General features: G+C 28.9%; 23 protein-coding genes. 21 read left to right on the forward strand and 2 right to left on the reverse strand.

Features of this window, described 5'->3' with window-relative positions:
* Positions 1-50: 50 nt before the first annotated feature.
* The 5 genes from CLCHR_RS10370 to CLCHR_RS10390 all read left to right on the forward strand — a co-directional run bounded on the left by CLCHR_RS10370 (position 51) and on the right by CLCHR_RS10390 (position 5,827).
* Positions 51-749, forward strand: a complete 699-nt coding sequence (locus CLCHR_RS10370; RefSeq protein ID WP_079439643.1) for a response regulator transcription factor — start codon at positions 51-53, stop codon at positions 747-749.
* 206 nt (positions 750-955) lie between these two features.
* On the forward strand, positions 956-2,110 hold the full coding sequence (locus CLCHR_RS10375) for a TolC family protein (RefSeq protein WP_079439644.1): 1,155 nt from the start codon (positions 956-958) through the stop codon (positions 2,108-2,110).
* Between the two features lies 1 nt (position 2,111).
* Positions 2,112-3,599, forward strand: a complete 1,488-nt coding sequence (locus CLCHR_RS10380) for an HlyD family secretion protein (RefSeq protein WP_079439645.1) — start codon at positions 2,112-2,114, stop codon at positions 3,597-3,599.
* Positions 3,600-3,611: 12 nt separating this feature from the next.
* A complete protein-coding gene (locus tag CLCHR_RS10385) occupies positions 3,612-4,349 on the forward strand; it encodes an ABC transporter ATP-binding protein (protein ID WP_079439646.1) in 738 nt (245 codons plus the stop codon).
* A complete protein-coding gene (locus tag CLCHR_RS10390) occupies positions 4,340-5,827 on the forward strand; it encodes an ABC transporter permease (RefSeq protein ID WP_079439647.1) in 1,488 nt (495 codons plus the stop codon). The genes CLCHR_RS10385 and CLCHR_RS10390 overlap by 10 nt, the downstream gene beginning before the upstream one ends.
* Positions 5,828-5,932: 105 nt before the next feature.
* Here CLCHR_RS10390 and CLCHR_RS10395 read toward each other — a convergent pair whose 3' ends face one another.
* The gene (locus tag CLCHR_RS10395) at positions 5,933-6,556 is read right to left on the reverse strand and encodes a manganese efflux pump (protein WP_079439648.1); all 624 of its coding nucleotides are present in this window, start codon (positions 6,554-6,556) and stop codon (positions 5,933-5,935) included.
* A gap of 322 nt (positions 6,557-6,878) precedes the next feature.
* Here CLCHR_RS10395 and leuA point away from each other — a divergent pair, with 322 nt between their 5' ends.
* The 12 genes from leuA (at position 6,879) to CLCHR_RS10455 (ending at position 19,340) form a co-directional block, all read left to right on the forward strand.
* Positions 6,879-8,549 carry a 2-isopropylmalate synthase gene (gene leuA / locus CLCHR_RS10400; RefSeq protein WP_079439649.1) on the forward strand — a complete coding sequence of 557 codons (1,671 nt, stop codon included), beginning with the start codon at positions 6,879-6,881 and terminating at the stop codon, positions 8,547-8,549.
* Between the two features lie 248 nt (positions 8,550-8,797).
* Entirely contained in the window at positions 8,798-9,862 is a 1,065-nt protein-coding gene (gene hisC / locus CLCHR_RS10405) for a histidinol-phosphate transaminase (protein WP_079439650.1), read from the forward strand.
* Positions 9,863-9,963: 101 nt separating this feature from the next.
* Positions 9,964-10,470 carry a GNAT family N-acetyltransferase gene (locus CLCHR_RS10410; protein WP_079439651.1) on the forward strand — a complete coding sequence of 169 codons (507 nt, stop codon included), beginning with the start codon at positions 9,964-9,966 and terminating at the stop codon, positions 10,468-10,470.
* A gap of 25 nt (positions 10,471-10,495) precedes the next feature.
* Positions 10,496-11,533, forward strand: a complete 1,038-nt coding sequence (locus tag CLCHR_RS10415; protein ID WP_079439652.1) for a M42 family metallopeptidase — start codon at positions 10,496-10,498, stop codon at positions 11,531-11,533.
* A gap of 245 nt (positions 11,534-11,778) precedes the next feature.
* Positions 11,779-12,021: a hypothetical protein gene (locus tag CLCHR_RS10420; protein ID WP_079439653.1), complete on the forward strand. Its 243-nt coding sequence runs from the start codon at positions 11,779-11,781 to the stop codon at positions 12,019-12,021.
* 219 nt (positions 12,022-12,240) lie between these two features.
* Positions 12,241-12,870: an HAD family hydrolase gene (locus CLCHR_RS10425; protein WP_079439654.1), complete on the forward strand. Its 630-nt coding sequence runs from the start codon at positions 12,241-12,243 to the stop codon at positions 12,868-12,870.
* Positions 12,871-13,125: 255 nt separating this feature from the next.
* Positions 13,126-14,604 carry a leucine-rich repeat domain-containing protein gene (locus CLCHR_RS10430; protein ID WP_079439655.1) on the forward strand — a complete coding sequence of 493 codons (1,479 nt, stop codon included), beginning with the start codon at positions 13,126-13,128 and terminating at the stop codon, positions 14,602-14,604.
* Positions 14,605-14,786: 182 nt separating this feature from the next.
* Positions 14,787-15,728 (forward strand): GTP-binding protein, encoded by a 942-nt coding sequence (locus tag CLCHR_RS10435; RefSeq protein WP_079439656.1) that lies wholly within the window; start codon positions 14,787-14,789, stop codon positions 15,726-15,728.
* A gap of 106 nt (positions 15,729-15,834) precedes the next feature.
* Positions 15,835-16,458, forward strand: a complete 624-nt coding sequence (locus tag CLCHR_RS10440; protein ID WP_079439657.1) for a GTP-binding protein — start codon at positions 15,835-15,837, stop codon at positions 16,456-16,458.
* A gap of 38 nt (positions 16,459-16,496) precedes the next feature.
* Positions 16,497-17,492, forward strand: a complete 996-nt coding sequence (locus tag CLCHR_RS10445) for a permease (RefSeq protein WP_079439658.1) — start codon at positions 16,497-16,499, stop codon at positions 17,490-17,492.
* Positions 17,493-17,548: 56 nt separating this feature from the next.
* A complete protein-coding gene (locus tag CLCHR_RS10450) occupies positions 17,549-18,337 on the forward strand; it encodes a TIGR03943 family putative permease subunit (RefSeq protein WP_079439659.1) in 789 nt (262 codons plus the stop codon).
* 196 nt (positions 18,338-18,533) lie between these two features.
* Entirely contained in the window at positions 18,534-19,340 is an 807-nt protein-coding gene (locus CLCHR_RS10455) for a Cof-type HAD-IIB family hydrolase (protein WP_079439660.1), read from the forward strand.
* A 108-nt stretch (positions 19,341-19,448) separates the two neighbouring features.
* Here the strand turns inward: CLCHR_RS10455 and CLCHR_RS10460 are convergent, their stop codons facing one another.
* Positions 19,449-20,672: a DEAD/DEAH box helicase gene (locus CLCHR_RS10460; protein WP_079439661.1), complete on the reverse strand. Its 1,224-nt coding sequence runs from the start codon at positions 20,670-20,672 to the stop codon at positions 19,449-19,451.
* A gap of 439 nt (positions 20,673-21,111) precedes the next feature.
* Between CLCHR_RS10460 and CLCHR_RS10465 the strand changes: the two genes are divergently transcribed.
* From CLCHR_RS10465 to recQ, 4 genes are all read left to right on the forward strand, one after another.
* Positions 21,112-22,548, forward strand: coding sequence for a DEAD/DEAH box helicase (locus CLCHR_RS10465; RefSeq protein ID WP_079439662.1), 1,437 nt, complete (start codon positions 21,112-21,114; stop codon positions 22,546-22,548).
* 82 nt (positions 22,549-22,630) lie between these two features.
* Positions 22,631-23,239 carry a hypothetical protein gene (locus CLCHR_RS10470; RefSeq protein WP_079439663.1) on the forward strand — a complete coding sequence of 203 codons (609 nt, stop codon included), beginning with the start codon at positions 22,631-22,633 and terminating at the stop codon, positions 23,237-23,239.
* Between the two features lie 72 nt (positions 23,240-23,311).
* Positions 23,312-24,181 (forward strand): methionyl aminopeptidase, encoded by an 870-nt coding sequence (locus CLCHR_RS10475; RefSeq protein WP_079439664.1) that lies wholly within the window; start codon positions 23,312-23,314, stop codon positions 24,179-24,181.
* Between the two features lie 213 nt (positions 24,182-24,394).
* Positions 24,395-26,845 carry a DNA helicase RecQ gene (gene recQ, locus CLCHR_RS10480; protein WP_079439665.1) on the forward strand — a complete coding sequence of 817 codons (2,451 nt, stop codon included), beginning with the start codon at positions 24,395-24,397 and terminating at the stop codon, positions 26,843-26,845.
* Positions 26,846-26,880: the final 35 nt, after the last annotated feature.

The raw sequence follows: 26,880 nt of genomic DNA on the forward strand, positions 1-26,880 counted from the left end.
AATGATTGGAAATTTATGACTTTATAAAAGGGATAATTGGAGTGATTATAGTGAAAACAATATTAATTATAGAAGATGATGAAAGCATAGCAGAATTAGAAAGAGATTATCTTGAAATAACAGGGTTTAAAACAGAGATAGCTCAAGATGGATATAAAGGATTAGAGCTTGCATTAAATAAAGAATTTGACTTAATTCTCCTTGATGTTATGCTGCCTGGTAAAGATGGTTTTAAGATTTGCCAAGAAATAAGGGAAGTTAAGGAGATTCCAATATTATTAGTTACTGCAAAAAAAGAAGAAATTTACAAGATACAGGGACTTGGAATTGGAGCAGATGATTATATAGTAAAGCCTTTTAGTCCTAGCGAGCTTGTTGCAAGAGTTAACGCTCATATTTCAAGGTATGAACGTTTAACAACAGTTGAAAAGAGTAATGATAATGATAAAAGCTCAATTATAATTGGAAGAATTAAGATACTATTGAAAGCGAGAAGAGTCTATGTTGGGGAGGAAGAAGTTAAATTTGCAAATAAAGAATTTGAGTTATTAGTTTTTTTAGCTTCAAATCCCAATATTGTATTTTCAAAGGATACTTTATTAGATAGAATTTGGGGAGAAGAATCTCTAGGAGATAGCTCTACAGTTACTGTGCATATTAATAGAATAAGAGAAAAAATTGAATTAGACAGTAGTAACCCTGAATATATAGAAACAGTCTGGGGAGCTGGATACAGATTCAACATATAAACAATTTGATAATTATGCTTATGACTAGATGGCTTGAAGTTTCGCTAAAGCTAGTTATAAGTATTTTTTTAAACAAATTTAACATAAATTTAACATAGGTTTATACTTTGTTTAGATATGTGTTACGTGAAAGTTAGAATTTTCAACTATAATGGAATAAATTATAATTCAAAATTTTATAATGACAAATTGAGGAGGAGACAAGATTGAAAAAAACATTGATTAGTTTTCTAATAATGACTTTGATAGCATCAAGTTGCATTTCAGCATTCAATACACAGAAGGTATATGCTGATTCAGCTAACACCAGTTCAGCAGAAACATTAGACGACAGCACTATTAAAGTATCTTTAGAAAATATAAGGGATATTATGACAGAAAATAATTTGGATATTAAGATTCTAGATAATAAGCTGAAAATTGCTAAAGAAAATTATGATGATGCTAAATCTAGCTATACATCAAAGACTGAGCCTAAACAAGAAGATTATAAGGATGTTAATGGTAATGACGATACTGTAGCCTATAAAAAGGCTAAGGATGAGTATGATTCATATAAGGATAAATATGAATCATATAAAAATGACTTAAAGACAGCTAGGAATAATTATGATAAGGGTGTAGAAGATCAAGTTTACTCAGCCCAACAAGCATATATTACTTATTTATATGACTTATCCCAAAAAAACATATTAGAAGAGACCAAAAACCAAAATGAAAGAAAAGATCAGATATATAAAATTCAATATGACAGTGGATTTATATCGAAAAATAAATACACTTCTCTATTACAAGGAAACACATCTACTAATGATGCGGCTTCGTCAAAGGATACTGTAGAGCTTGATAGAATTAAACTGTGCAATACTTTAGGAATTAGTCCAGAAGAAAAAGTGATATTTAATACAGATATAACTCAAGACTTTCAAGTTATATCAAAGATAAATTATGAAGATGATTTGAAAAAAATGCTTGATAATAATATTGAAATACAAGTGCAAAATGATGAAATTAGTGATTTAGATGATAAAGATGACGATACTGATGTTTACGATTATCAAGTTGACAATGCAAATATGGAACTAAAAAAACTGATCAATGATACAGAAACAGGTTTTAAATCAAAATATAATGATCTTATAACTTCATATAATTCAGTGAAAAGCAGCTATGATGTAATTAATCAAAAGCAAGTAGAATATGAAATAACTCAAACAAAATATGATTATGGTTTTGTTTCAAAAAATGATATGGATGCTGCTAAATTAACTTTAGATAATGATAATGCAGATTTTATTAATAAGAGAAATGAATGCTATCTAAAGTATCTAAAGTATATTGAAATGAAAGAGGGTTACTAAATTGAAGTTATTATTTGATAAGAAAAGTTTAGGAAATAATGAAATACAAGAAAAAGGAATAATGAAGAAAAGGTTCCTTACTAAAAAAAATATTATAAGTATTATCTCATTAGTGCTAGTGATAATATTAGGTGTTACCATATATAAGGTCAAGTTTGCTAAAACAAATACAAACCAAAGCAATGTTAAATATATGGTGCTTAAAAAAACTAATATATCATCATCAATTGGTTCATCAGGGGCGATAAAAAGTGGAGACTCTACAAATATTTATTCAAATTTAGAATATAATGTTTCTTCAATTAACGTTGAAATTGGTGATGTTGTAAAAAAAGGCGATGTTCTTGCAACAATAGATACGTCTACTTTACAAGAACAGCTTTCTGAATCTGAACAAACTCTTGCTGCAAATGAACAAAAAAATCAATTATCACTAGCTAGTGCAAAGCAGAAATATGAAAACCTAAAATATTTACATGATAATAATTTACAAAGTGATGTTATAAATGCAGAAAAATCTGTTGATAGCGCAAAACTTGATATGGAGAGTAAAAGCAGAACTTATGAATATGATAAGGTAATGTTTCAGAATGGTGAAATTTCAAAAGAAGATTTAAATACGGCACAAACTAATTATGAAAATGCTAAAGGTGCTTACGATAAAGCTTCCGTAGCATTAGAAGCTGCAAAGGTTAATTCTGAACAATCATTAGCTGAGGCTAAAACATCATATGAATCTGCTCAAGCAAGTGCTAATGATAAAAGTAGTAGACTTTCATATGAAGATAAGAAAAAGAAATTACAAGATGCTCAAGTAGTTGCGACTGTTGATGGAACTGTAACTAATGTTAATTCTGTAGTTGGAGTACAAGCTTCAGGAGCATTATTTGTAATACAGAATCTAGACAATTTAATAGTAAATGCAAGCGTTGATGAAACAGATGTAGCAAAAGTTAAAGTTGGGCAAAGAGTTGAAATAACAACAGATGCGTCAGGAAGTGATATTATCGCTGGAAAAGTTGTTAGTGTAGAACCTGTTTCTAGTACTGCAAGTGCAAGTACAAGCAGTACCAGTACAAGTGGCGGCAAATCAAGTACATCTACAAGTACAACAAGTAATTCGACAAGTAGCGATGTATCATTTAATGTCAAAGTGCAATTAACTGATCATAACGATAAGGTTAAAGTTGGTATGAATTCTGTAGTAAATATTATCACAGATGAAAAGGAAGATGTATATTCAGTACCATATGGAGCTGTAACAAAGAGTAAAGGACAAGATGTAGTATATGTAGCAGTACAACAAGACAAACAATATGTTGTTAAAGAAATATCAGTTACAAAAGGTATAGAATCAGCTACTAATGTTGAAATTGATGGTTCAGATCTTTCGGATGGAATGTTTATACTTACTGATCCAGCATCTTACCATGTTGGTGACATTATAACAATTAATACAGAAGGGTATAATCGAAAAACAAATAAATAGGAGGTGAGTTTTGTGGGGAAAAATATAATTGAAATGAAAAATATTAAGAAAAGCTTTTACGTCGGAACTCCTAATGAATTAAATATATTAAAAGGTATTGATATTACAGTACAGGAAGGCGAATTTGTGTCTATTATTGGAACATCAGGGTCTGGTAAAAGTACTTTGATGAATATTATTGGTGCACTTGATAGAGCAACCTCAGGTAATTATGTATTAGATGGAACAAATATTGATGAAATATCAGACAATGGATTATCAGAAGTTAGAAATAAGCAAATAGGATTTGTATTTCAAACTTATAATTTAATACCGAGAAGTTCGGCTTTGAAAAATGTTGAATTACCAATGCTCTATTCTGGAATGGGCAAAAAAGAGAGAAAAGAGCGTGCAGAACAATTACTGGAACTTGTTGGAATGAAAGATAGAATGTCTCATCAACCTAATGAACTTTCAGGTGGACAAAAACAAAGAGTAGCGATTGCCAGAGCTCTTGTTAATGATCCGAGCATAATACTTGCAGATGAGCCAACAGGAGCACTTGACTCTGCAACGGGAAGGATGGTTATGGATCTATTTCATAAAATTCATGAAAAAGAGGGAAAAACAATAGTACTAATAACCCACAATAACGAACTTGCAGATGAGACTCAAAGAATTATTACTCTAAAAGATGGTAACATAGTAGCAGAAGAAGAAAATAAAAAATATTATAGAAGATTCCGAGAAGAGGAAGAGTTATGTTTATAAAGGAGAATATATTGCTTGCAGTAGCAGGCCTTAGAGCTAATAAAATGCGAGCATTACTTACAATGCTCGGTATAATAATAGGAATAGCATCAGTAATAGGTGTTGTTTCGGTGGGAAATGCTATGACATCTTCTTTGACAAGTAATATGGCGTCAATGGGTGCTACTAATATTACGGTTAATGTCCAAGAAAGAAGTTCAACAAGTAATTCAACTTATAACGGTACAAATAATAAGAATAGCAGTACAGGTAATAATAAAAATAATGAAACAAACTCAAATAATACAAGTGGTAATAACTCAAAGAATGGACAAAATGGAAACCAAAGCAGTCGACAAGGCGGACAGACTGGCGGAGGTGCACCACAAGGTGGTGGTGGTATACCAGCAGGCGGTGCCATGAGAGCAGCAAGTGGCGGTGGCATGCCTGGCGGTTCTGGTAGACAAGGAAAGTCAAGCAGTAGTACAAAGGATACAGATCTAATGACTATGCAACAGATAAATGAATTAGAAGAAAATTTTAGTGATAAGATTAGTTCTCTAAGTGTGTCTGAAAACGGTAGTTCTGGAAAAGTGAAAAATGATACAACATATTCAAATATAAGTACAATAGGTACTAATATTGGATATAAAGATGTTAAAAATATAGAAATTTCAGAAGGAAGATATATTTCACAAAATGATATTGATGGAGCAAAAGATGTAGCAGTTGTTTCTGATAAATTGGTTACAAAAATCTTTGGAAGCAATGTAGATCCAATAAACCAGAACATAAAAGTATATACATCAAATGCAATTCACACATATACAATTATTGGCGTTTATAAATATAAAGCCCAAGGTGGTAATAGAACTTCATCTGATGATAATCTAACTACTGAGTTATATGTTCCAGTAACTGTTACGAAGAAAACATCAACAAATAAAAATTATCAGACATTCCAAATAAAAGCTAAGGATGGTGTTGATGTTCAAACATTTACAAGTGAGGTATCTGATTATTTATCAAAGCTTTATGTGAAGAATCCAAAGTTTGAAGCTCAAGCAAGTAATATGGAAAGTATGCTTGAATCTATGACATCAATGATGACGACAGTTGCTTTGGCTATATCTGCTATTGCAGGAATTTCACTTGTAGTCGGTGGAATTGGTGTAATGAATATAATGCTTGTATCTGTTACTGAAAGGACAAGAGAAATAGGAACTAGAAAAGCGCTTGGAGCAAAAAGCGGCCATATAAAAATGCAATTTATTGTTGAATCTATTATAATATGTTCCATTGGTGGTATATTAGGAATATTGCTTGGTTTAGGAGCGGGAACTCTAGCTTCAAAAACTATGGGATATGCAACAACGGTGTCACCTGTAGTTATCTTAATTAGTTTCTCGTTTTCAATGTTTATTGGTGTTTTCTTTGGATACTATCCTGCAAAGAAAGCAGCGGAACTTGATCCAATTGAAGCACTAAGATATGAATAATAAATAAATTAATAATTTAAGTAGTACTTTTATCTAAATAAACTTAGATAATTATATAAGTCATAGATAGATTAAAATTTTTGATCTATCTATGACTTATTTTAACTATATAATTGATTCATATATTCCCAAAACAATTAATATTATTCCAGAAATTAAATATGCATGATTTTTTAAGTATTTGCCTAAACTTGTATTATTGTAATAGTAGCCTAAATAAATCATCAATATTGATATCGTGAAGTAGAAAAATACGCTAAGAGGGATATTAATGCCAGTAATACTTGCAGCAAAAGAGGTGCAAAAATTATTGATTGCAATAGCTAAAGAAAGACGTATACATTTTTTAATATCAATATGATTAGATTTATCTGAATCAATAATTATAGGATTATCTAATATATTTTTATATTCAAAAGGACTTTGATAGAAGTAAGAAATATCATATCCAGAGCGATTTTGCACGATTTTAATGTATTCAACAATGAAAGATACGCCTATAAAACTTAAAAGAACTCCTCCAAATATATTATCTAATCGAAAACCAAATAAAGGTTGAATTAATCTACCAATATACATTGAAATAAATGTACTAATTGATGTCAGGATTGAAAGCAAAATCATACTTGATTTAGGCAAATTTATTTTTTTGATTCCATAAGATAAAGCTACAGATAAATTGTCAGTATTAGAAGAAATAGAGAATAAAAATGGTGATAAAAAAATCATATGGAACTCCTAAAAATTATTTTAATATATTATATTCGAAGAACATGAAAAAGGTTAAAAATTGATAATTTTATAAGAAAATATCAAAAAAATTAAGTGTTTATTTGAAAATAGCTTGAAATATTTACATATAATAAGTCGTGTGGTAAAATACTTTTAATGTTTAAAAAGATAAAGAGATAATTTGGTTGGGGTTAATAAGCAGAGTAGATAAGTAAATTGTATTTATTATGAAGGCGGAGATATATTTGATATATTGTATCTGAATTAAAATAAGTTGGGAGCTAAATTTATAATAAATATATTTGGGGGGCATATAAAAATGTTAAATTATAAAAAATACAAAAGATTTGAAACAATAAAATTAAAGGACAGAAAATGGCCAGATAATGAAATTATAAAGGCACCTATTTGGTGTAGCGTTGATTTAAGGGATGGAAATCAATCACTTATAAATCCTATGACTGTTGAGGAAAAAGTAGAATTTTTTAACCTTCTTGTCAAACTTGGATTTAAAGAAATCGAAATTGGATTTCCTTCAGCGTCGCAAATAGAATATGACTTTTTAAGAAAGCTAGTTGATGAAAAACACATTCCAGATGATGTTGTTATACAAGTATTAACACAAGCTAGACCGCACCTAATACAGAGAACTTTTGAGGCTTTGAAGGATGTTAAGAAAGCCATTGTTCATATATATAATTCAACGTCAGTACTACAAAGGGATGTTGTATTTAATATGAGTAAGGATGAGATAAAAGAGATTGCAGTAGAAGGAACTAAACTAGTAAAAGAATATGCAAGTGATTTTAAAGGTGAAATATTACTTGAATATTCTCCTGAAAGTTTTACAGGAACAGAAGTTGAATATGCAGCAGAGATTTGTGATGCAGTTTTGGATACATGGGGAGCAAGTAAGGAAAACAAAGTAATTATTAATCTTCCATCGACAGTGCAAATGGATACTCCAAACGTATATGCAGATCAAATAGAATGGATGTGTAGAAACTTTAAGGATAGAGAAAGAGTTATTGTAAGTGTTCATCCACATAACGATAGAGGAACAGGAGTTGGAGATGCAGAGCTTGCAATGCTCGCTGGTGCTGACAGAGTTGAAGGAACATTGTTTGGTAATGGTGAAAGAACAGGAAATGTAGATATCTTAACTATTGCATATAATATGTTTTCTCATGGAGTAAATCCTGAGTTAAACCTTGAAAATATTGATGAGATAATAGAAGTTTATGAAAGGTGTGTTAAAATACCAGTTCATGTTAGACACCCTTATGCAGGAAATCTTGTGTTTACGGCATTTTCAGGTTCTCATCAAGATGCTATTAATAAAGGTATGAAGAGATATGAAGAAAGACATGATAAGATATGGCAAGTACCGTATTTACCAATTGATCCAAGTGATCTAGGTAGGGAATATGAAGCTTTAGTTAGAATTAACAGTCAATCAGGTAAAGGTGGAATTGCATTTGTTATGGATCATTGCTATGGATTTAAGCTTCCAAAAACAATGCAGAAAGAATTTGCAGATATAATCCAAAGGATATCAGAGGGAAAAGGAGAAGTATCTCCAGTAGAAGTTATGGAAGCTTTTGAAAGGGAATATTTAAATTTAGAAATACCTTTCAAATTGGTTAAGTGTACAATTTCTGATATTTCTGATGAGAATAGTAATGGAGATACTAGAGTTAATGTTACAATAGTATATAATGGACTATCTAAAGAGTTAGAAGGTATCGGAAATGGACCAATTGATGCATTCAAATCAGCATTATCTGGCAGCAGCCTAATTAATGTTAGAATTATTGATTATACTGAGCATGCATTAAGTACTGGTTCTGAAGCGAAAGCAGCAGCTTATGTATACATGGAAAGAAACGATATAGGAATAAAGACTTTTGGGGTTGGTGTTGATAGTAATATTACCAGAGCATCAATTAAATCAATGATAAGTGCAATTAATCGTCTATATTCTAAGTAATTTATTATGAGATATAAATAATTACAGTATAAAAAATAACTGTCAAGTATGTTCAGGAACATGTTGACAGTTATTTTTTATGTAGATCTAAAGAATTCTATATTTATATCATAAATAAATATTAAATTCATGGCAGTTGTAATACTTTTTATTATTGAAAATAATATTTAAAGTAGTTAAGGAATAGAAGATATAATAAATTTAAGGTATAATATACTAAAAAGCAAATTATACTAGGGGGCAAGTGAATGAGTAAATATTGGAATGATAAAGTTAAAGAAATAGAACCTTATGTGCCTGGGGAACAGCCTAAGGATAAAAAGTACATAAAATTAAATACAAATGAAAATCCATACCCACCATCTGATAAAGTTATAGAGGCCATGAAAATTGCTGTTAATGATGACTTGAAACTTTATCCAGATCCAACTTGTAGTGATCTTATAAATGAAATAGCAAATTATTATGATTTGGATAAAGATCAAATATTTATTGGAAATGGATCCGATGAAGTTCTAGCATTTACATTTATGACCTATTTTTCAAAGGATAGAAAAATCCTATTTCCTGATATAAGCTATTCTTTTTATGTAGTTTATGCAGAGCTTTTTGATTTAAATTACGAGTTAGTAAAATTGGATGATAATTTTGATATACCGCTAGATGTTTTAAAAAAGCCAAATGGTGGAGTTATAATACCAAATCCTAATGCACCAACAGGAAAATATATTGCTGTAGAGGAACTAAAAAAATTAGTCGAAGCAAACAAAGATAGTGTTGTTATAATAGACGAAGCGTATGTAGATTTTGGCGGAGAATCAATGGTTAAGTTTATAAAAGATTATGAAAATCTTTTAGTTATTCAAACTTTATCTAAATCACGATCACTAGCAGGTCTTAGAGTTGGATTTGCATTGGGGCATAAAGATTTAATTGAAGGATTAAACAGAGTTAAAAATAGTATAAATTCATATACGATTGATAGAGTAGCACTTGCAGGTGCAAAAGCTGCAATTCAAGATAATGAATATTTTAAAGAAATAACAAAGAAAATAATAAATACAAGAGAAAAAGTAGTAAGTGATTTAGAAAAACTAGATTTTAGAGTATTAGAATCAAAATCAAATTTTGTATTTGCTAGTCATAATAGAGTTTCGGGGAAACTTATTTATGAAAAGTTGAAAGATAATGGGGTATTAGTTAGATACTTCAATAAAGAAAGAATTGATAATTTTTTAAGAATTACAATAGGAACTGATGAAGAAATGAGTATACTAGTTGAAAAGCTTAACTTAATATTAGGTGAAATCTAGAATTAAAATTTAATAAAGATAGTAATTAGAATATTAGTTATATGTCCTAGGAGAAAGTATAGGATATGTAGCTAATTTCTTTGTGGAAATGGAGAATAAGTATGAGGAAAACTATAGATACGAAAGTAAGTAATTTTAAGCTTAGATTTGCTGAGGAAAAAGATACAGGATTAGTATTAGCCTTAATAAAAGAGTTGGCAGATTATGAAAAATTGCTAAATGAAGTTGTAGCAACAGAAGAAATTCTTTACGATTCACTTTTTGTTAGAAAAAAAGCAGAAGTTATTATTGGAGAGTATGAAGATAAGCCAGTTGGATTTGCATTATTCTTTCATAATTTCTCAACCTTTCTTGGAAGACCAGGAATATATCTTGAGGATTTGTACATAAAACCTGAAATGAGGGGATTAGGGCTTGGAAAAGTTATGCTATCATTTCTTGGAAAGCTTGCAGTCGAGCGTAATTGCGGTAGACTTGAATGGTGGTGTATAGATTGGAACGAACCGTCAATAGAATTTTACAAAAGGATGGGAGCTAAACCAATGGATGAATGGACTGTTTATAGAGTTGATGATTTAGAACTATCCAAACTTGCTAATGAATTTTGAATTTGAAAGAGAGATGTGATTGTTTATGGAACTAAGTATTAATAAAGAATTTATTTTATCAACAGCTAAAGAAATTTTAGAGTTTGATAGCCCAACAGGCTTCTGCTCTGAAATAATTGAAAAGATAAGAAACATTGTAGGGAGTTTTGGGTATAGTTTTGAGCTGACCAATAAAGGTTGTGGGATAATAACGGTAAATGGAGTGTCTAATGAAAGAGTTATAGGATTATCTGCTCATGTTGATACTTTAGGTGCCATGGTCAGATCAATAACTTCTGATGGGAAATTAAAATTTTCTTTACTTGGAGGGCCAATTGTTCCGACGCTAGATGGAGAGTATTGTACTATAAGAACTAGAGAAGGAAAGAAGTACACAGGAACGTTTTTAAGCACTAGCCCGGCGGCGCATGTATATGAAGATAGTTCAAGTAAAATAAGAGAACCTAAAAATATGGAAATAAGGATTGATGAGAATGTATTCTCGAAGGATGACACCTTAAAGCTCGGTATATGTCCAGGTGATTTCATATTTATTGATCCTAAAACAACAGTTACAGAAAGCGGATTTATTAAATCAAGGTTTATAGATGATAAAGGAAGTGTTTCCTGCCTTCTAGGATTGCTAGAATTATTTAATAGAGAAAAAATTATACCTAAATACACAATTAAAATTTTGATTTCAACATATGAAGAAGTAGGTCATGGATCTTCGTATATTCCAAGTGATATAAGTGAAATGATAGCAGTTGATATGGGGTGTATTGGTGATGATTTAAGTTGTACTGAATACGATGTTTCAATTTGTGCGAAAGATTCTGGTGGACCGTATGATTACAACATGGTAACTAAATTGGTAAATTTAGCAAAGGATAATAATTTAAAATATGTGGTTGATATTTACCCAATGTATGGTTCAGATGTTGGTGCTGCTTTAAGAGGTGGGAATGATATAAGAGGAGCGTTAATAGGGCCAGGAGTACATGCATCTCATGGAATGGAAAGAACTCATTATAGTGCACTTGAAAATACAATTAAGCTTCTATATCTATATTTAAATGAATAATGAAGAAATATAGTTAGATTCTTAATAAGGATAAATTGTCATATATTTAAAATGATCTTGTAATAGTGAAATAGAATATTTTAATTAAGTACATGAAAGTTTGTTAAAAAGATGATAATTGTTTATAAAAAGTGTCAAAAAAGTGAGAAAAAAGATAGAAATAAAATGTATATTTTTGCCATGGAGTATACTAAAATAATAGGGGGGCAAGTATAAAAGATTTACACTTAAAAGAGGTGAATAAAATGTTATATGTATATTTGATATCAGTAAAATTAAGTTACTTATCGTTAGCACTAATTTTAGTTAGATTATTTATGAATATGAAAAGAATAAACATTGATAACAGTAAAGATAAACTTAAATTATTAATAACATTATTAATAATATGTATTGTACCAATATTAAACATATTTTTTGCAATATCAAGTGCATATGTTTCATTACTAATGAAAAAAGACAGCTTTTTAAAACTTATGAATCAATAGCTTTAGAAAAATCTAGAGCTATTTTTTTGTTTACATTAATAAAACAGCTTTTACCTTTTTTAATTATAGTTGTATATAATATTAATTATTTATTAAGTGAACAAAATAAATAATTAATATTATGAGAAAATATAATTTAAGTAATTAATTAAAGTAATTACTTAAATTATACGAATTATGAAATATTAGAAATTATAAATAAATAAAGGAGAAAGATTTATGAAAGCAGTTATTTTTGATATGGATGGAGTAATTATTGATAGTGAACCAATACATTTTGATGTAGATTTACAAACAATAAGTGAATTAGGAGGTGATATTTCAAAAGAAGATTTAGAAAAATATGTTGGAACAACTAATGAATATATGTATACAGATATTAAAAATAAATTTAATATCAGTAAATCACTGGAAGAAATAATACATTATAAAGTAGAACTTACTAAAAAGAAAATAATTGAATTAGATTTAGAACCTATTGAAGGAATTAGAGAGTTATTAAAAGAATTAAAAAACAAAAATATTAATACAGCGATAGCCTCATCATCGCCTAGAGATTTTATTGAATTGGTTGTATCAAAATTTAAGCTTGAAAATTACATTGAGTATATTATAAGTGGTGAAGAAGTTAAGCATGGGAAACCTGATCCGGATATTTACATTGAGACTGCTAAAAAATTAAGAGTGTCTCCACAGGAATGTATTGTTATTGAAGACTCTAGAAATGGTGTCTTAGCAGCTAAAGCAGCAGGGATGAAATGCATTGGTTTTCAAAATGTAAATTCAGGTAATCAAGATTTATCTAATGCTGATGTTATTGTTCATTCAATTACTGAAGTGAATTTTTAGTTTATTAATGATATAGGCAGAATTTTTTATTGTTAAAAATTCTGCCTAATTTTATTGGTTAATGGATATTAGATTGAAATTGAAAAAATATGTAGTTTTACTTTGTAAAAGGCCCTAAAATTGGTAAAATAATTGTATGTTTTTATGTAAATTATTTGCTAGAAGATGTATAAAGATAGAATGTTTTATAATTATTTGAGATTATATATCTTAAATGGTATAATTTATATGTAAAAATGAAAAGGAGACGATTAGATGCGACATAATAAGTTGAAAAAATTAGTAGTATTAGCTGTATTTTTATGCATTAGCAGTGTTCCAGTGGTTACTTATGCAAAGGATGCAAGAATTAATGGGGAAATAGCTGAACAAAGTAAAGTTATAATTGAAGAAAATTGGTTAACAAAGGAAGTTGCTAATCAATTAAAAAAGAAAGTTAGTGATCTTACAGAATTGGATTTTTTAAGTATTACTAAAATTGACTTGAAATACGAAAAATATGACGATGTGATTCCACAAGAAATAAAGTTATTGAAGAATTTGGAATACTTAGATTTAAATTACTCAAAGATAGAAGGAAAAGTTCCTGAAGCGTTAGGAGATTTACCTAAGTTAACTTATTTAGATTTAGGAGATAATAAGATTGAAGAATTACCAGATGTAGTTAAGCAAAAAATAATTAATGGTAATTATACATATTGCGATGTAGAAGGAAATAAATTCAGACTTGATGAAGGTTGGTATTTTCTAAAGGGAAAATGGTGTTATTTAGATAGAAATGGAAGTAGAATTAAAGGGACAAGCATAAGGATAAATGGAAAGTTTTATGAATTTAATGAAGAAGGTAATGTAAGAGAAGGTTGGGAAAGCGATAAGGATAAAAATTGGTATTATTATGATAGAATAAATGGACTCATAAAAAATGACTGGAAGTTAGTTTCTGGAAAATGGTATTACTTTAATGAAGATGGAATAATGCAAAAAGGATCTCAAGTAATAAAAGGTGTAAAATATTATTTAAGCGATAGTGGAGCTATGGTTACTGGCTGGCAGAAAATAAACAATAACAATTATTATTTTTGTAGTACTGGTGGAATGCAGTATGGTTGGTTAAATCTAAGTGATAAAGTATTTTATCTAGATGAAAGTACAGGGGTTATGGTAACAGGGGATCGAGTTATTAATGGCAAAAAATATAAGTTTAATAGTGATGGTTCATTAATAAAAAATGTATGGTTAGATAATTACACATATGTACAAGCTAACGGTGAAACAGTAAACACATACTATAATTATTCACATTCTAATACAAACTATCAATTATTTAAATATATGACTGATGTAAATAATCAGTGGAGTGTTGATAGCAAAGCAATAGCTTTACATGGAGGAATAACAAGCAATAATTGTGTATATTTTAGTTCGGAAGCATTAAGAAGAATAGGCGTTAATATTCCAGTATCTGCATCAAATACATATCAACTAGAAAATATATTAAAGAGTATGGGTTTTGCATATAGTTATGATTTTTCACAAATAAAACCAGGAGATATTGTTTTCACAAATAATTATTCACATGTATATATATTTATGTGCTGGGATAAAGATGGGTATGCTTATATTGTAGATAATCAAGGGGCAAGCTTTGGTAATTCAGTTCTTCATAGAAGGAAAGTACTTGAAGATACGGCAACCACTGATAGAGCAACTCACTTCTTCTATTATCCATATTAAGTTTATTGTTAATTAAAGAAATTTTAGACAATAATTTGAGACGTTCATGATTGATAGGAAACTATTAATCATGGATGTTTTTTTATTAAAAAATATTGTAAAGATTTTTAATCATATATATATAAGTAACATAGTATAAATAAAAATATGAGTATAATTGAAGGAATGAAAGGTGAGTTCTTATGAAAATTAATGTTGATATATTTTCGGGTTTTTTAGGAGCCGGAAAAACCATGCTAATTAAGAAGTTATTAAGTGAAAAAGCGTATGGAAAAAATACAATAATAATTGAAAATGAGTTCGGTGAGGTAGGAATTGATGGAGATATATTAAAAGAAAGTAATGTTGAAATAAAGGAAATCAATTCAGGATGTATATGTTGTCAGGTGTCGGGTAACTTCGGAGAGGCGGTTTTTGAGGTCATAAATAAATATAATCCAGATAACATAATTATAGAGCCATCAGGAGTAGCAAAATTAAGTGAAGTTTTGAACATTCTACAAGGAATAAAGTTTCAGCATAAGATAGAGGTAAGATATATTTTTACTTTAATTGATATTCGGAATTATGATACGTATTTAAAGAATTTTAAAGAATTTTACGAGAACCAAATAAGGAAAGCAAACACAATAGTATTAAGTCGAAGTCAATTCGTTGATAGTGAAAAGATAAAGACTACAATTGAATCCTTAAGAAACCTTAATTCCAAAGCCGAAATAATATTTAAGCCATGGGAAAATTTAAAAGCGAAAGATTTCTTTTTGGCAGGAAACATTGAAAGTAAGTTAAGTTTAGAATTAACTAAATCTAATACAAATAAATTTTTGAGACGTGAGAAAGAACATGATGCTAAAGAAATTTTTGAAAGCTATCCAATTGAGCTTATTGAAAGTACGAGTATTCAAGAGCTTCAGAAAAAATTCGAGTTTATTGCTAATAATGAAAAGTTTGGTAATATACTAAGAGCAAAGGGAATTTTAAAAGGATTAGATGGTCTATACTATCAATTTGACTATGTTCCAAATGAATTTAAAAGTAGAAAAATTAGGTGGTCTAATAAAAAAGTTGTTTCAATTATTGGGAGTAAATTGAACAAACATGAGTTACTACAGTTATTTAAGTAAATAATCTGTAGACGATGTATTTTTATAGTATTTACTAAAATATTAGTTAGTTCTGATTTGAAATTAGTGGCATATTAAATGCTATATATAGATAGGTGGTGTAAAAATGAAAATAAATATTGAGATTGTAACAGGTTTTTTAAGTTCAGGAAAAACTACTTTTATAAACTCACTGTTAAATGAAAGTCAAGTGGAAGGTGAAAAAGTTTTAATTTTTCAACTTGAACAAGGAAAGATGAGAATTTCAGAATTTAATAATTCAATTAAAGTACAGGCGGTTAACGATGTACGTGATTTAAATGAAGAAATGATTTATTCAATAGATGAGTACAATCCCAATAGAATAATAATTGAATATAATGGTACCTCTGACTTGAAGGAATTAATAGATATACTAAATCAAAAGATTTATAGAGAATGTTGTAAAATTACTACTATATTTTTTGTAGCTGATGGAAAAAATCTCAGACAATATATTGATAATATTGGAAGTTTTATGATTCCATTTATACAATCTGCTAACATGGTGATTATAAATAATATAGATTACTGTAGCAAAGATAATTTGGTAGAAGGAGTAAACAGCGTTAGACAGATTAATCCTAAAGCTTATATATTAAAAGTAAATAATAAATATATACTGAGAACAGCCCTTAGAGAGTCAAAGGTTATAGATAATGGATATATTAAGAAACTGAGAATTAAAATATCAAATTATAAAAGATATTAATAGAACATACCAAAATACGTTTGAAATGAGGAAGTACTATGAATCGTTGGAAAAACAGAGTTGTAACTTTCTTGGTTATAAGTACAATTGTGATTGGGTATATAGGTAAAAAGTATATACCCAATCTGTATATTCATGAAGTCGGGGATGTTGCTAGTATATTTACGAGCATAGTCCTTGAGGCAATGCCTTTTATAATTTTAGGTTCTCTAATTTCTGCAATAATTCAAACTTGTATTTCGGAGAAATTTATAGCAAAAATTATACCAAGGGCTAGCGTATTTGGCTACGTAGGAGCAGCTCTAATAGGAATGATATTTCCAGTATGTGAATGTGCGATTGTCCCAATAACAAGGAGGCTTATAAAAAAAGGAGTACCGATTGGATTTGGCGTTACCTTTATGCTCGCCGTTCCAATAATAAATCCTGTTGTTATAATGTCTACGTATTATGCGTTTTACGATAAACAAATTATGGTACTACTTAGGGTAGTAGGAGGGTTTGTAGCATCAATTTTAATTGGAATGATAGTTAATGCAATTGAAAAAAACAAAAACTCGTTAATTGAAGATTATGTAGAAGTTGATGGTTATTGCAGTTGTGGGTGTAGTTCTTATATTGAGAGTGAAAATAGGTATATTGCTATAATTGAGCATACAAATAAAGAGTTTTTAGAAATAATGGGTTATCTGATTTTTGGAGCATTTATATCTAGTATATTTCAGGTTTTTGTATCTCATGGTGGATTTAATTATATTTCTAATAATAAATTATTAGGAATAATTATTATGATGCTGCTAGGATTCCTGCTATCGCTTTGCTCTGAAGTTGATGCATTTGTTGGAAGAAGTTTTTTAGTTAATTACTCATATAGTGGTGTTTTAGCATTTTTAATCCTTGGACCGATGCTGGATTTAAAGAATCTTTTTATGATTATGGGAGCCTTCAAGAAGAGTTTTGTACTTAAGTTATGTATAAGTACACTAGGCGTTGTATTTTTAATAGCTTTTTTATTTATGCTGTGTGGATTATAACACATTATATAATAAATGAAAGATTATTAGATGCGTGAAAGGAGGCGGTATAATAGATGAAAAAATTTAATTTTGAAGAATTCTTATGGTTTATAACGCTTATTTTACTCGATTTATCAGTGATTTATTTGGTTTATACGGGGAAGATAAGTTCTTATATAGGAAATAGTTTAATTAAATATATGTATATTACTATAATTATGATAAGTATTATTACAGTATCACAAATAAAAAATATATTTACAAGTAAAGGAAACGGTAATATTAAAATGAAATTAATACCGATTATATTAACTATTATATTAGGTATAATTTCTGTTAATAATCTGCAAACATTTAGGCACTCTGAATTAGATGAAGACATAAGAGAAAATAGGACAAGTAAAATAGATAGACGATCTTTGTATGAGCATGAATTCAATTATACTTTTAATAAAAACAAAGGTAATGTGAATAAAGACTACAAGAGAAATCAAGAAAGCGATATAAATGGCAATAAACAAGAAACAATTATAATTGATGATAATAATCCTATGACCATAGAGGATATAAGAATAAAGCCAGAAAAATATATAGGTAGAAAATTAGAGATTCATGGTTTTATATGTAAGGAAACATATTTAAATAAAAATCAATTCATTATAGGAAAAATAATCATGAATTGCTGTGCCGCAGATTCTAAAGCTGTTGGTTTAGTTGGAGAATATGATCAGATAGAAAATTTAAGTGAAAGTGAAAATGTAAAGATCTTAGGCACCTTAAGTACTTCAACAATAAAAGATGAGAACAATGTAATTCATAGAATACCTGTAGTAAAAGTTGAAAAGATAGAAATAGAAAAATAAGATAAGGCACATATCGATTAAAGTTTGATATGTGCTTTATCTTCGTTTTTTCAGTTTGATTAGAAACTTATTAGTCAATATTCAACTATATTTTATAAATATGATTCATGGTAAAATTAATTGTATTTACTGTTTACATAACTATAAAAACAAATTAAAAAGGGATAAGTACTTATTGTTAAGGAGATGAAGAAGTATGAAAGACAAGTTTAGTGATTATGTTATTATTTCAGATTTAGATGGAACATTATTAAATAATAATAAAGAGATATCAAAGGAAAATTTACAAGCAATTAATTATTTTACTGATAATGGCGGAAGGTTCTCTGTGGCTACAGGAAGAGTTATTGAAGCAACGGTTGGATATTTAGAAAATATTAAAATCAATCTACCTATAATAGTTTATAATGGTGGAGTTATTTATGATTATAAGAATAATAAAATTATTAGTGAAAGTTTTGTTGATGAAAAGCAAAAGGAGATAGTAAATAGGCTAAATGAAGACTTTGACAATATTGGTATTGAAATATATGCCGATAGAAAATTATATGTTCTTAAAGACTCAGGACATTCAAAAAGATCTGCAACAGAAATGCTTGATATAATATATGAAGTAAAAGAAGAATTATCTTCAAGGCAATGGCACAAGATTCTAGTAGTTGGTGAAAGTGATATAATTGATAATATTGAAAATAATTTTTATGATAAATATAAAATTAATGGGACACGAAGTGGAAAGACCTCTTATGAGTTACTGCCAATAGGGGAATCTAAAGGACAAGCTTTGAAGAGAATAATTGAAATGTGTAATTTGGAATCTAAAAAGATAATATGCGTTGGTGATAATATGAATGATTTAGAACTGTTACAAGAATCAACTATTTCTTTCTGTCCAGAAAATAGTTCAAGGGAATTAAAGGAATATGCGGATTTTATAGGACCAAGTAATGATAATCATATGATATACCACATAGTAGAGTGGCTTGAATCTAAAATTAATTAGTGGAGGTTTTTCTACACATATTTTGTTACATTTAATGTTTTGCTAAGATAATTTTATTTTGTATTTTAGAATGCTAGCTTAAAATTAGTTTTTAAGCTAGCATTAAATTTAATTATGGAACGTTGATTTGTTTATTTTATTATTATGTGATTTACTTCTGATTTTTAATTCATTATTCTCAGTAGAAAAGTTATAATCTTCTAAAATTCCACCAAATACTTTCTTTTGAATAAATTTAATGTTAAACTCTTTTTCGTATTTTTTTACTATGCTAAGCTGTTTAACTGTAACTAAGCAAATAGAAGCACCATGTGCATTTCCTCGTGCAGTTCTACCTGATCTATGTAAATATTCATTTAATTTCAAAGGTAAATCCAAATGTAAGACATGAGTTATCCCTTCTACATCTAACCCTCTAGCAGTAACATCAGAGGAAACAAGTATCTTTATATTCCCATTTTTGAAACTCTCAATAGCAAGTTTTCTATCTTCTTTAGATAGCTTTCCTGTCATGGCAAAGCAATCTTTACTATGATAATTTAGTTTAGCTGTAGTTATTTCGATATCTTCATTATCATTGACAAAAATAATTGCTTTCTCTGGTTTGACAGCAACAAGAAGTTTTCTTAAAGTTTCGAATTTATCTCGTCTTTCACAAACCATAAACATATGCTCAATATTTGGATTTATTGTAGGTTTTGTTTCAGTCTTTAAAATCACAGGTTCCTTCATTAATGATTTAGCAGTTTCCAAAGTCTCGGTTTTAATAGAAGCTGAAAATAACATAAGTTGCCTGTCTTTCATAGTTGTCTTTATTATATCCTTTGTTATACTAGCTCTCTTAGGATCAAGCAAATTATCTCCTTCATCGATTACTATAGTTTTAATGGTATGTGCAGTGATTTTTTTCTTTTTTATTAAGTCAAGAATTCTACCTGTAGAACCAACAATTATATGAGGTTTAACATCTTTAAGTTTTTTTATTTGATTATTTATATTAACCTCTCCAATAATTGATAGAGAAGTAACTGGAATTGATGAATTCTCGGCAAGAAGCTTGATCTGATTTTCAACCTGTATGGCAAGTTCATGAGTTGGTACTAATATTAGTCCTTGCATTTCTCGTTTTGAAACATCAATTTTGTGGAATAAGGGAAGAAGGTAAGCTAAGGTTTTTCCACTTCCAGTATAAGCTTCACCAATTATATCCTTATTTTCAAGAGCGGGTATAATTGATGTTGATTGTATGGCTGTTGGTTCAGTTATACCCTGAATTTTAAGCCCTTCGATTATATTTGAATTCAAATTAAGATCACTAAATAAAATACTCATTTATTTCTCCTTTTATAGTTATCATTTTTAATATTATAGATTACTCTCTATATTGACAATTAATTATATCCTTATTATGTTCATTTTTCTAGCTAAAGTTACATGTTCCTCTTTAGTTATTATGAAGATAGAATAAATAATGTGCAATATGTTATTGAATATAATATATGAAGATGATTTATTTGGAGTATAATATCTAAGTTTTTCATGAATTTTGATTACTGAAAATGTGGTATTGATAGAAATGAAAATCAAAGTAAGAGGAATTTCTGCAAAATTACAGAGATTAGGGAAGAAAAATAAGCTATATAAAGAACTATTTTTTAAATTATATAAAGATTGTGTTTGAATAATAGATAAGAATGGTATAATAAGAAAGATTTATATATCAACGAATGAAAATAAATTAATAGTATTAATTGAGGTGAAAATATAATTTATGAATAACAAATTCACTAAATTTAAGTTAAGTGATGAAATTTTAAAATCCATCGAAGGTTTAGGATACGATAAACCTTCTGAGGTTCAGGAAAAAGTAATTCCGGAGATTCTTTTAAATAAGGATGTAATAGTAAAATCGCAAACAGGAAGTGGAAAAACAGCAGCTTTCGGTATTCCTTTGTGTGAAAAAGTAGACTGGGATGAAAATAGTCCACAAGTTTTGGTTTTAACTCCAACAAGAGAATTAGCAGTGCAGGTAAGTGAAGATATATCTAATATTGGAAGATTTAAAAGAATAAAGGCGGTTTCTGTTTTTGGTAAAGAACCGATTTCGGAGCAGGAAAGAAAATTAAAGCAAAAAACTCACATGGTAGTTGGGACTCCGGGAAGGGTTTTAGACCTTATAGATAGGGGAAGTTTTAATATATCAAAAATAAAATATTTTGTTATTGATGAAGCAGATGAGATGCTTAATATGGGATTTATAGGGCAAGTTGAAGGTGTGATTAGAAGAATCCCAAAGAAAAAAACTACAATGTTATTTTCTGCAACAATTCCAGAAGAAGTAAAAGTTTTATGTGAAAAATATATGGATAGACCAGTTGATATTAGCATTAAAAATCAAAAACTTATTACTGATAATATTGAACACAATTTATATTATGTAGATTATGCAGATAAACTTGAAAATTTAAATAAAATATTATTATTTGAAAAGCCAGAAACAGCTGTAATATTTGGAAAGACTAAAGAAACAGTGGATGAAGTTTTTGAATATTTAAATTCTAAAGGATATTCAGTTAATAAGATACATGGAGGACTACTTCAAAAAGAAAGACTAAACACTATGGAAAGTTTTAGACAGGGGGACTTTAGGGTGTTAGTAGCAACTGATGTAGCATCACGAGGAATTGATATTGAAGGAATTACTCATGTAATAAACTATGATTTACCTGTAGAGAAAGAGGCTTATGTTCATAGGATTGGTAGAACGGGAAGAGCAGGAGCAGAAGGAAAAGCAATAAGTTTTTGTATGAATGAGAAAGATAAACTCCTTAAAGATATTGAAGAATATATAGGATTTAGAATTCCAGTAAGTAATATTCCTATTAATGAATTAGTAAGTAATGAAAGTATTCAGCTACTAAAATGTAAGCCAAAAAGGAAAAAAGATAAATCTATGGTTATAAACACCAACATTACCAAAGTTTATCTAAATGGAGGAAAGAAAAAGAAAATTCGTCCAGGTGATATTGTTGGTGCGATATGTAAGATAGAAGGTATAAATTCAGATGATATTGGAATTATTGATGTTCAAGACTCTGTATCATATGTTGATATACTAAATGGAAAAGGTAAGAAAGTTATTGAAGAATTAAATAACATGACAATAAAGGGTAAAAAGTTAAGCGTAGAAAAGGCAAGAAATAAATAATTTTTGGGAATTACATAGTTACAATAAATCAAGTTTAATATATAATGTTATACGAAGTAACTATTATGGGGGAGAGGTTAATATGAGAGCATTAATATCAATGTCTGGTATTGTTGGGAAAAGCCAAGATGAGGTGTTGGGAGTATTAAACTCATATTTTAATAAAAATTCTAAAGTGTTAAAAGAAACTGCATTAAACACAGAAATATATAAATTATTTCTTTTGAGTGAGAGTAATAATAATTCTGTTATTTTATATCCAGAATTATTTTCTGAGATTAATGAGGTTGCGTTATATTTAGGAAAGAAATTGGATAGTCCAATTTTTAATTTCTACATTTATGATGTTGATCTATGGATGTATGAATTATTTTATGATGGTAAAATTATTGATAGATTTTGTCCTTTACCTCGATATATAGAAGACATCGAAATAGAAGAAATAAAGTTGTATAAGGGAAATCCTAAAGTAGTATGCAAATTTTTAGAAGCTATTCAATTTGATGAAATAAGAGAGTATTATAAACCTTGGACTGAAAAACTTATAAAAAGCCAAGAAAAAGCATATTCAAATGATGAATTTACATATGGAATGAATTGGCAAGCAGTAGATTTTATGAGAAAATTAGGTTTAAAATATCCGATTGTTGATGAAGAAGAGTTAATTGGAAGAGCATTTAAGTTGATTTAGAGTATTATAATTAATATATTCTAAATTTAAATAATAAAGATAATATGATTTTAAAGAGGTGTTATAACAATAATGGTTTTAGATAGAAATGAGAAATGTTGGTGTGGTAGTGGAGTAAAGTATAAAAAATGTCATTTGGAATTTGATGAAAAGTTAGAAAGTTTCAGACGAAAAGGTCATCTGGTACCACAAAGAGATATTATCAAAAATTCAGAGGATATCGAAGGAATTAAAAAAAGCGCTAGAATTAATGATGGTGTGTTAGATTTAGTTGCTTCTAAAATTAAAGCTGGTATGAGTACAGATGATATTGATAAACTAGTATATAACTATACTGTAGAGCAGGGAGGAATTCCGGCACCACTAAATTTTGAAGGATTTCCAAAGAGTGTGTGTACATCGATCAATAATGAAGTTTGTCATGGGATACCAGATGAAAGTATTATTCTTAAAGATGGGGACATTGTAAATGTTGATGTTTCAACAATTTTAAATGGATACTATTCGGATGCGTCAAGGATGTTTATGATAGGTGAAGTTAATGAACAAGCGAAAAAACTTGTGACAGTGGCTAGAGAATGTATGATAAAAGGCATTGAAGCTATAAAACCATGGGGATTTTTAGGAGATATAGGTGCAGCATGTGCTGAACATGCCCATAAGCATGGATATAATATAGTAAGAGCATTAGGCGGCCATGGAATCGGAAGGCAATTTCATGAAGACCCTTTTGTTCCACACATAGGTGAAAAAGGAACTGGAATGCTTTTGGTTCCGGGTATGGTTCTAACAGTAGAACCAATGGTTAATGAAGGAACTTACGATGTTTTTGTGGATGAAGTAAATGAATGGACTATTTATACAGCAGATGATAAGTTGTCAGCGCAATGGGAGCATACAGTATTAATTACTGAAACTGGAGTTGAAATCTTAGCTAAGTAAAATAATTAAATTTTTATTATTAGAATTGTTGAATTAAATTTAAAGTAGGATTGATACATTATAAATGAAATATCAATCCTACTTTATTTTCAAGTATTAAACTTAAATGATTAAATAATAAAGAATTAAGTCAATAATTAAATATGATATTATTATATAATGTATTAAGATTAAATAAGTTAAAGAATTGATTGATATAAGGAGTAAGAATTAATGACTAGTTTAGCTCGTAATGTTTTAGAAAAATATTATGGATATAAAACTTTTAGAAAAGGTCAGGAGGATATAATAGTAAAAATAATAAACGGTGAAGATGTACTTGCTATAATGCCAACTGGTGGAGGAAAGTCAATCTGCTATCAGATTCCAGCACTTGTGTTAGAGGGAATTACTATAGTAATATCTCCACTTATATCATTAATGAAAGATCAAGTTGATACATTAAAGGATATGGGAATTCAAGGTGCATTAATTAATAGTACCTTAACTGCGGCTCAGGAAAATGAAGTAATAAATAATCTTGAGAGAGGAGAAATTAAAATTCTCTATATAGCTCCAGAAAGACTTGAATCTTTTGAATTTATTAATATGATCTCTAAATGTAATATTTCTCAAATAGCAGTTGATGAAGCACATTGTATCTCACAGTGGGGACATGATTTTAGGGGTAGTTATAGGAAGATTTCTCATTTTATTAGTTTATTACAAAAGCGTCCTATAATAACAGCGTTCACAGCAACAGCCTCTGAGGAAGTGCGCGACGATATTATTAAGCTCCTTAAGCTAAGAACCCCAAAGGTGTTTATTACCGGGTTTGATAGAGAAAATTTAATTATAAATGTTATTAAAAGTGGAAGTAAAAAAGAATACTTACATAGTTATATTGAAAATAACAAGGAAGTTTCCGGTATTATATACGGTGCAACAAGAAAAGAAGTAGATAATATATATGAGGATTTGCTATCTAGGGGGCATAATGTAACGTATTATCATGCTGGGCTGCCTGAGAAAAATAGAAGAGAAAATCAAGAGAGTTTCATATATGATAGAGATAATATAATGGTGGCAACTAATGCTTTTGGAATGGGAATAGACAAACCTAATGTGAGATACGTGATGCACTATAATATGCCAAGAAATATAGAAAGTTATTATCAAGAGATTGGTAGAGCAGGAAGAGACGGAGAAAAAAGTGAATGTGTTTTATTATTTTCGCCTCAAGATGTTCAGGTACAAAAGTATTTGATTGAAAATTCCATAGAAGATATTGAAAGAAAAAATAATCAATACAGAAAACTCCAACAAATGATGGATTTTGTATATAGTAATGATTGCTATAGAAAATACATACTTGAGTATTTTGGAGAGGAATACAATTCACAATGTGATAATTGCAGCAATTGCTTAAGTGAGGGTGAATTTGTTGATAAAACTATAGAAGCTCAAAAGGTTTTATCATGCATATATAGAATGAAACATAAATTTGGAATTGGAATGCTTGTGGATGTGCTAAGAGGATCTAAGAATAAGAAAGTAATTCAATTTGATTTTGATAAACTATCCACTTATGGATTAATGAAGGAATATTCGGCTGAAGAACTTAAAACATTTATTAATACACTAATTTCTCATGGTTATATTAATGTTTTAGAAGGTACTTACCCAGTTTTGAATTTAAATGAGAAATCAAGAATGGTATTGACATCCCAAGAGAAAGTTGAATTAAAAGAATTCAAGGTAGAAAAGAAGGCTAAGGAAAATAATGAATTATTTGAGATTCTTAGAGGGGTAAGACAAGAATTAGCAAAAAACAACGGGGTTCCGCCGTACATCATTTTTGGTGATGTTACGTTGAAAGAGATGACAGTAAATTATCCAATATCAAAAGATGCAATGCTTAGAATTTCAGGGGTTGGAGAAGTTAAATATAATAAATATGGTAAGGCATTTGAAGAGGCAATTAAGCTTTTTGTAGAAGATAATAATATTGAAGTGCCAGCTATTATAGAACCTTTATCAGAAACTAAGAATCGTGAAAGAACCGATGAAGACTTTAGGTTGGAAGTAACTACCGATTTAGAACTATATGAAAAGCTAAATAAAGTAAGAAAAGATTTTGCGAAGAAGGAAAGGATATTACCTCAAGCAGTTTTAACAATGAATACATTAAAAGAAATAAGTGGTAGATATCCAGATAGTTTAGATAAGTTAAAAGATATTAGTGGGATGGGGCCTAAAAAGATAAGCGATTATGGTGAAGTCATAGTAAAGATAGTAAATGATTATTTACTAGAGAATGATAAGAATGTTGAATGGGTTGAAAGGAAAAGAAAAAAAGTTATAATTGATGGTGAATATAGAGACAGTAATCAAATAGTTTTAGATATGCTCAAAGAAAAAGTTAATATTCATGAGATTTCTGAAAAGATAGAACTTTCAGTTTCAACTATCTTAGGATATGTAACTGAATATATAAAGGAATTTGGAGAAAATATATTTGATATAAAATTAGAAGAATTTTATAACGAAGAAGAAGAAGAATTAATTATTAGCGCATGTGAAAAGCGTGGGTATGATAAGATAAATATTTTGAAAAAAGAACTACCATCGTATATTAAATATGAAAGTATAAGAGCAGTAATATTAATAAAGTATTATTTGTAACTATTTTTCAGACATATAGTAATAACCTCTAATTA

The sequence above is a fragment of the Clostridium chromiireducens genome, from assembly GCF_002029255.1.
Lineage (GTDB): Bacteria > Bacillota > Clostridia > Clostridiales > Clostridiaceae > Clostridium > Clostridium chromiireducens.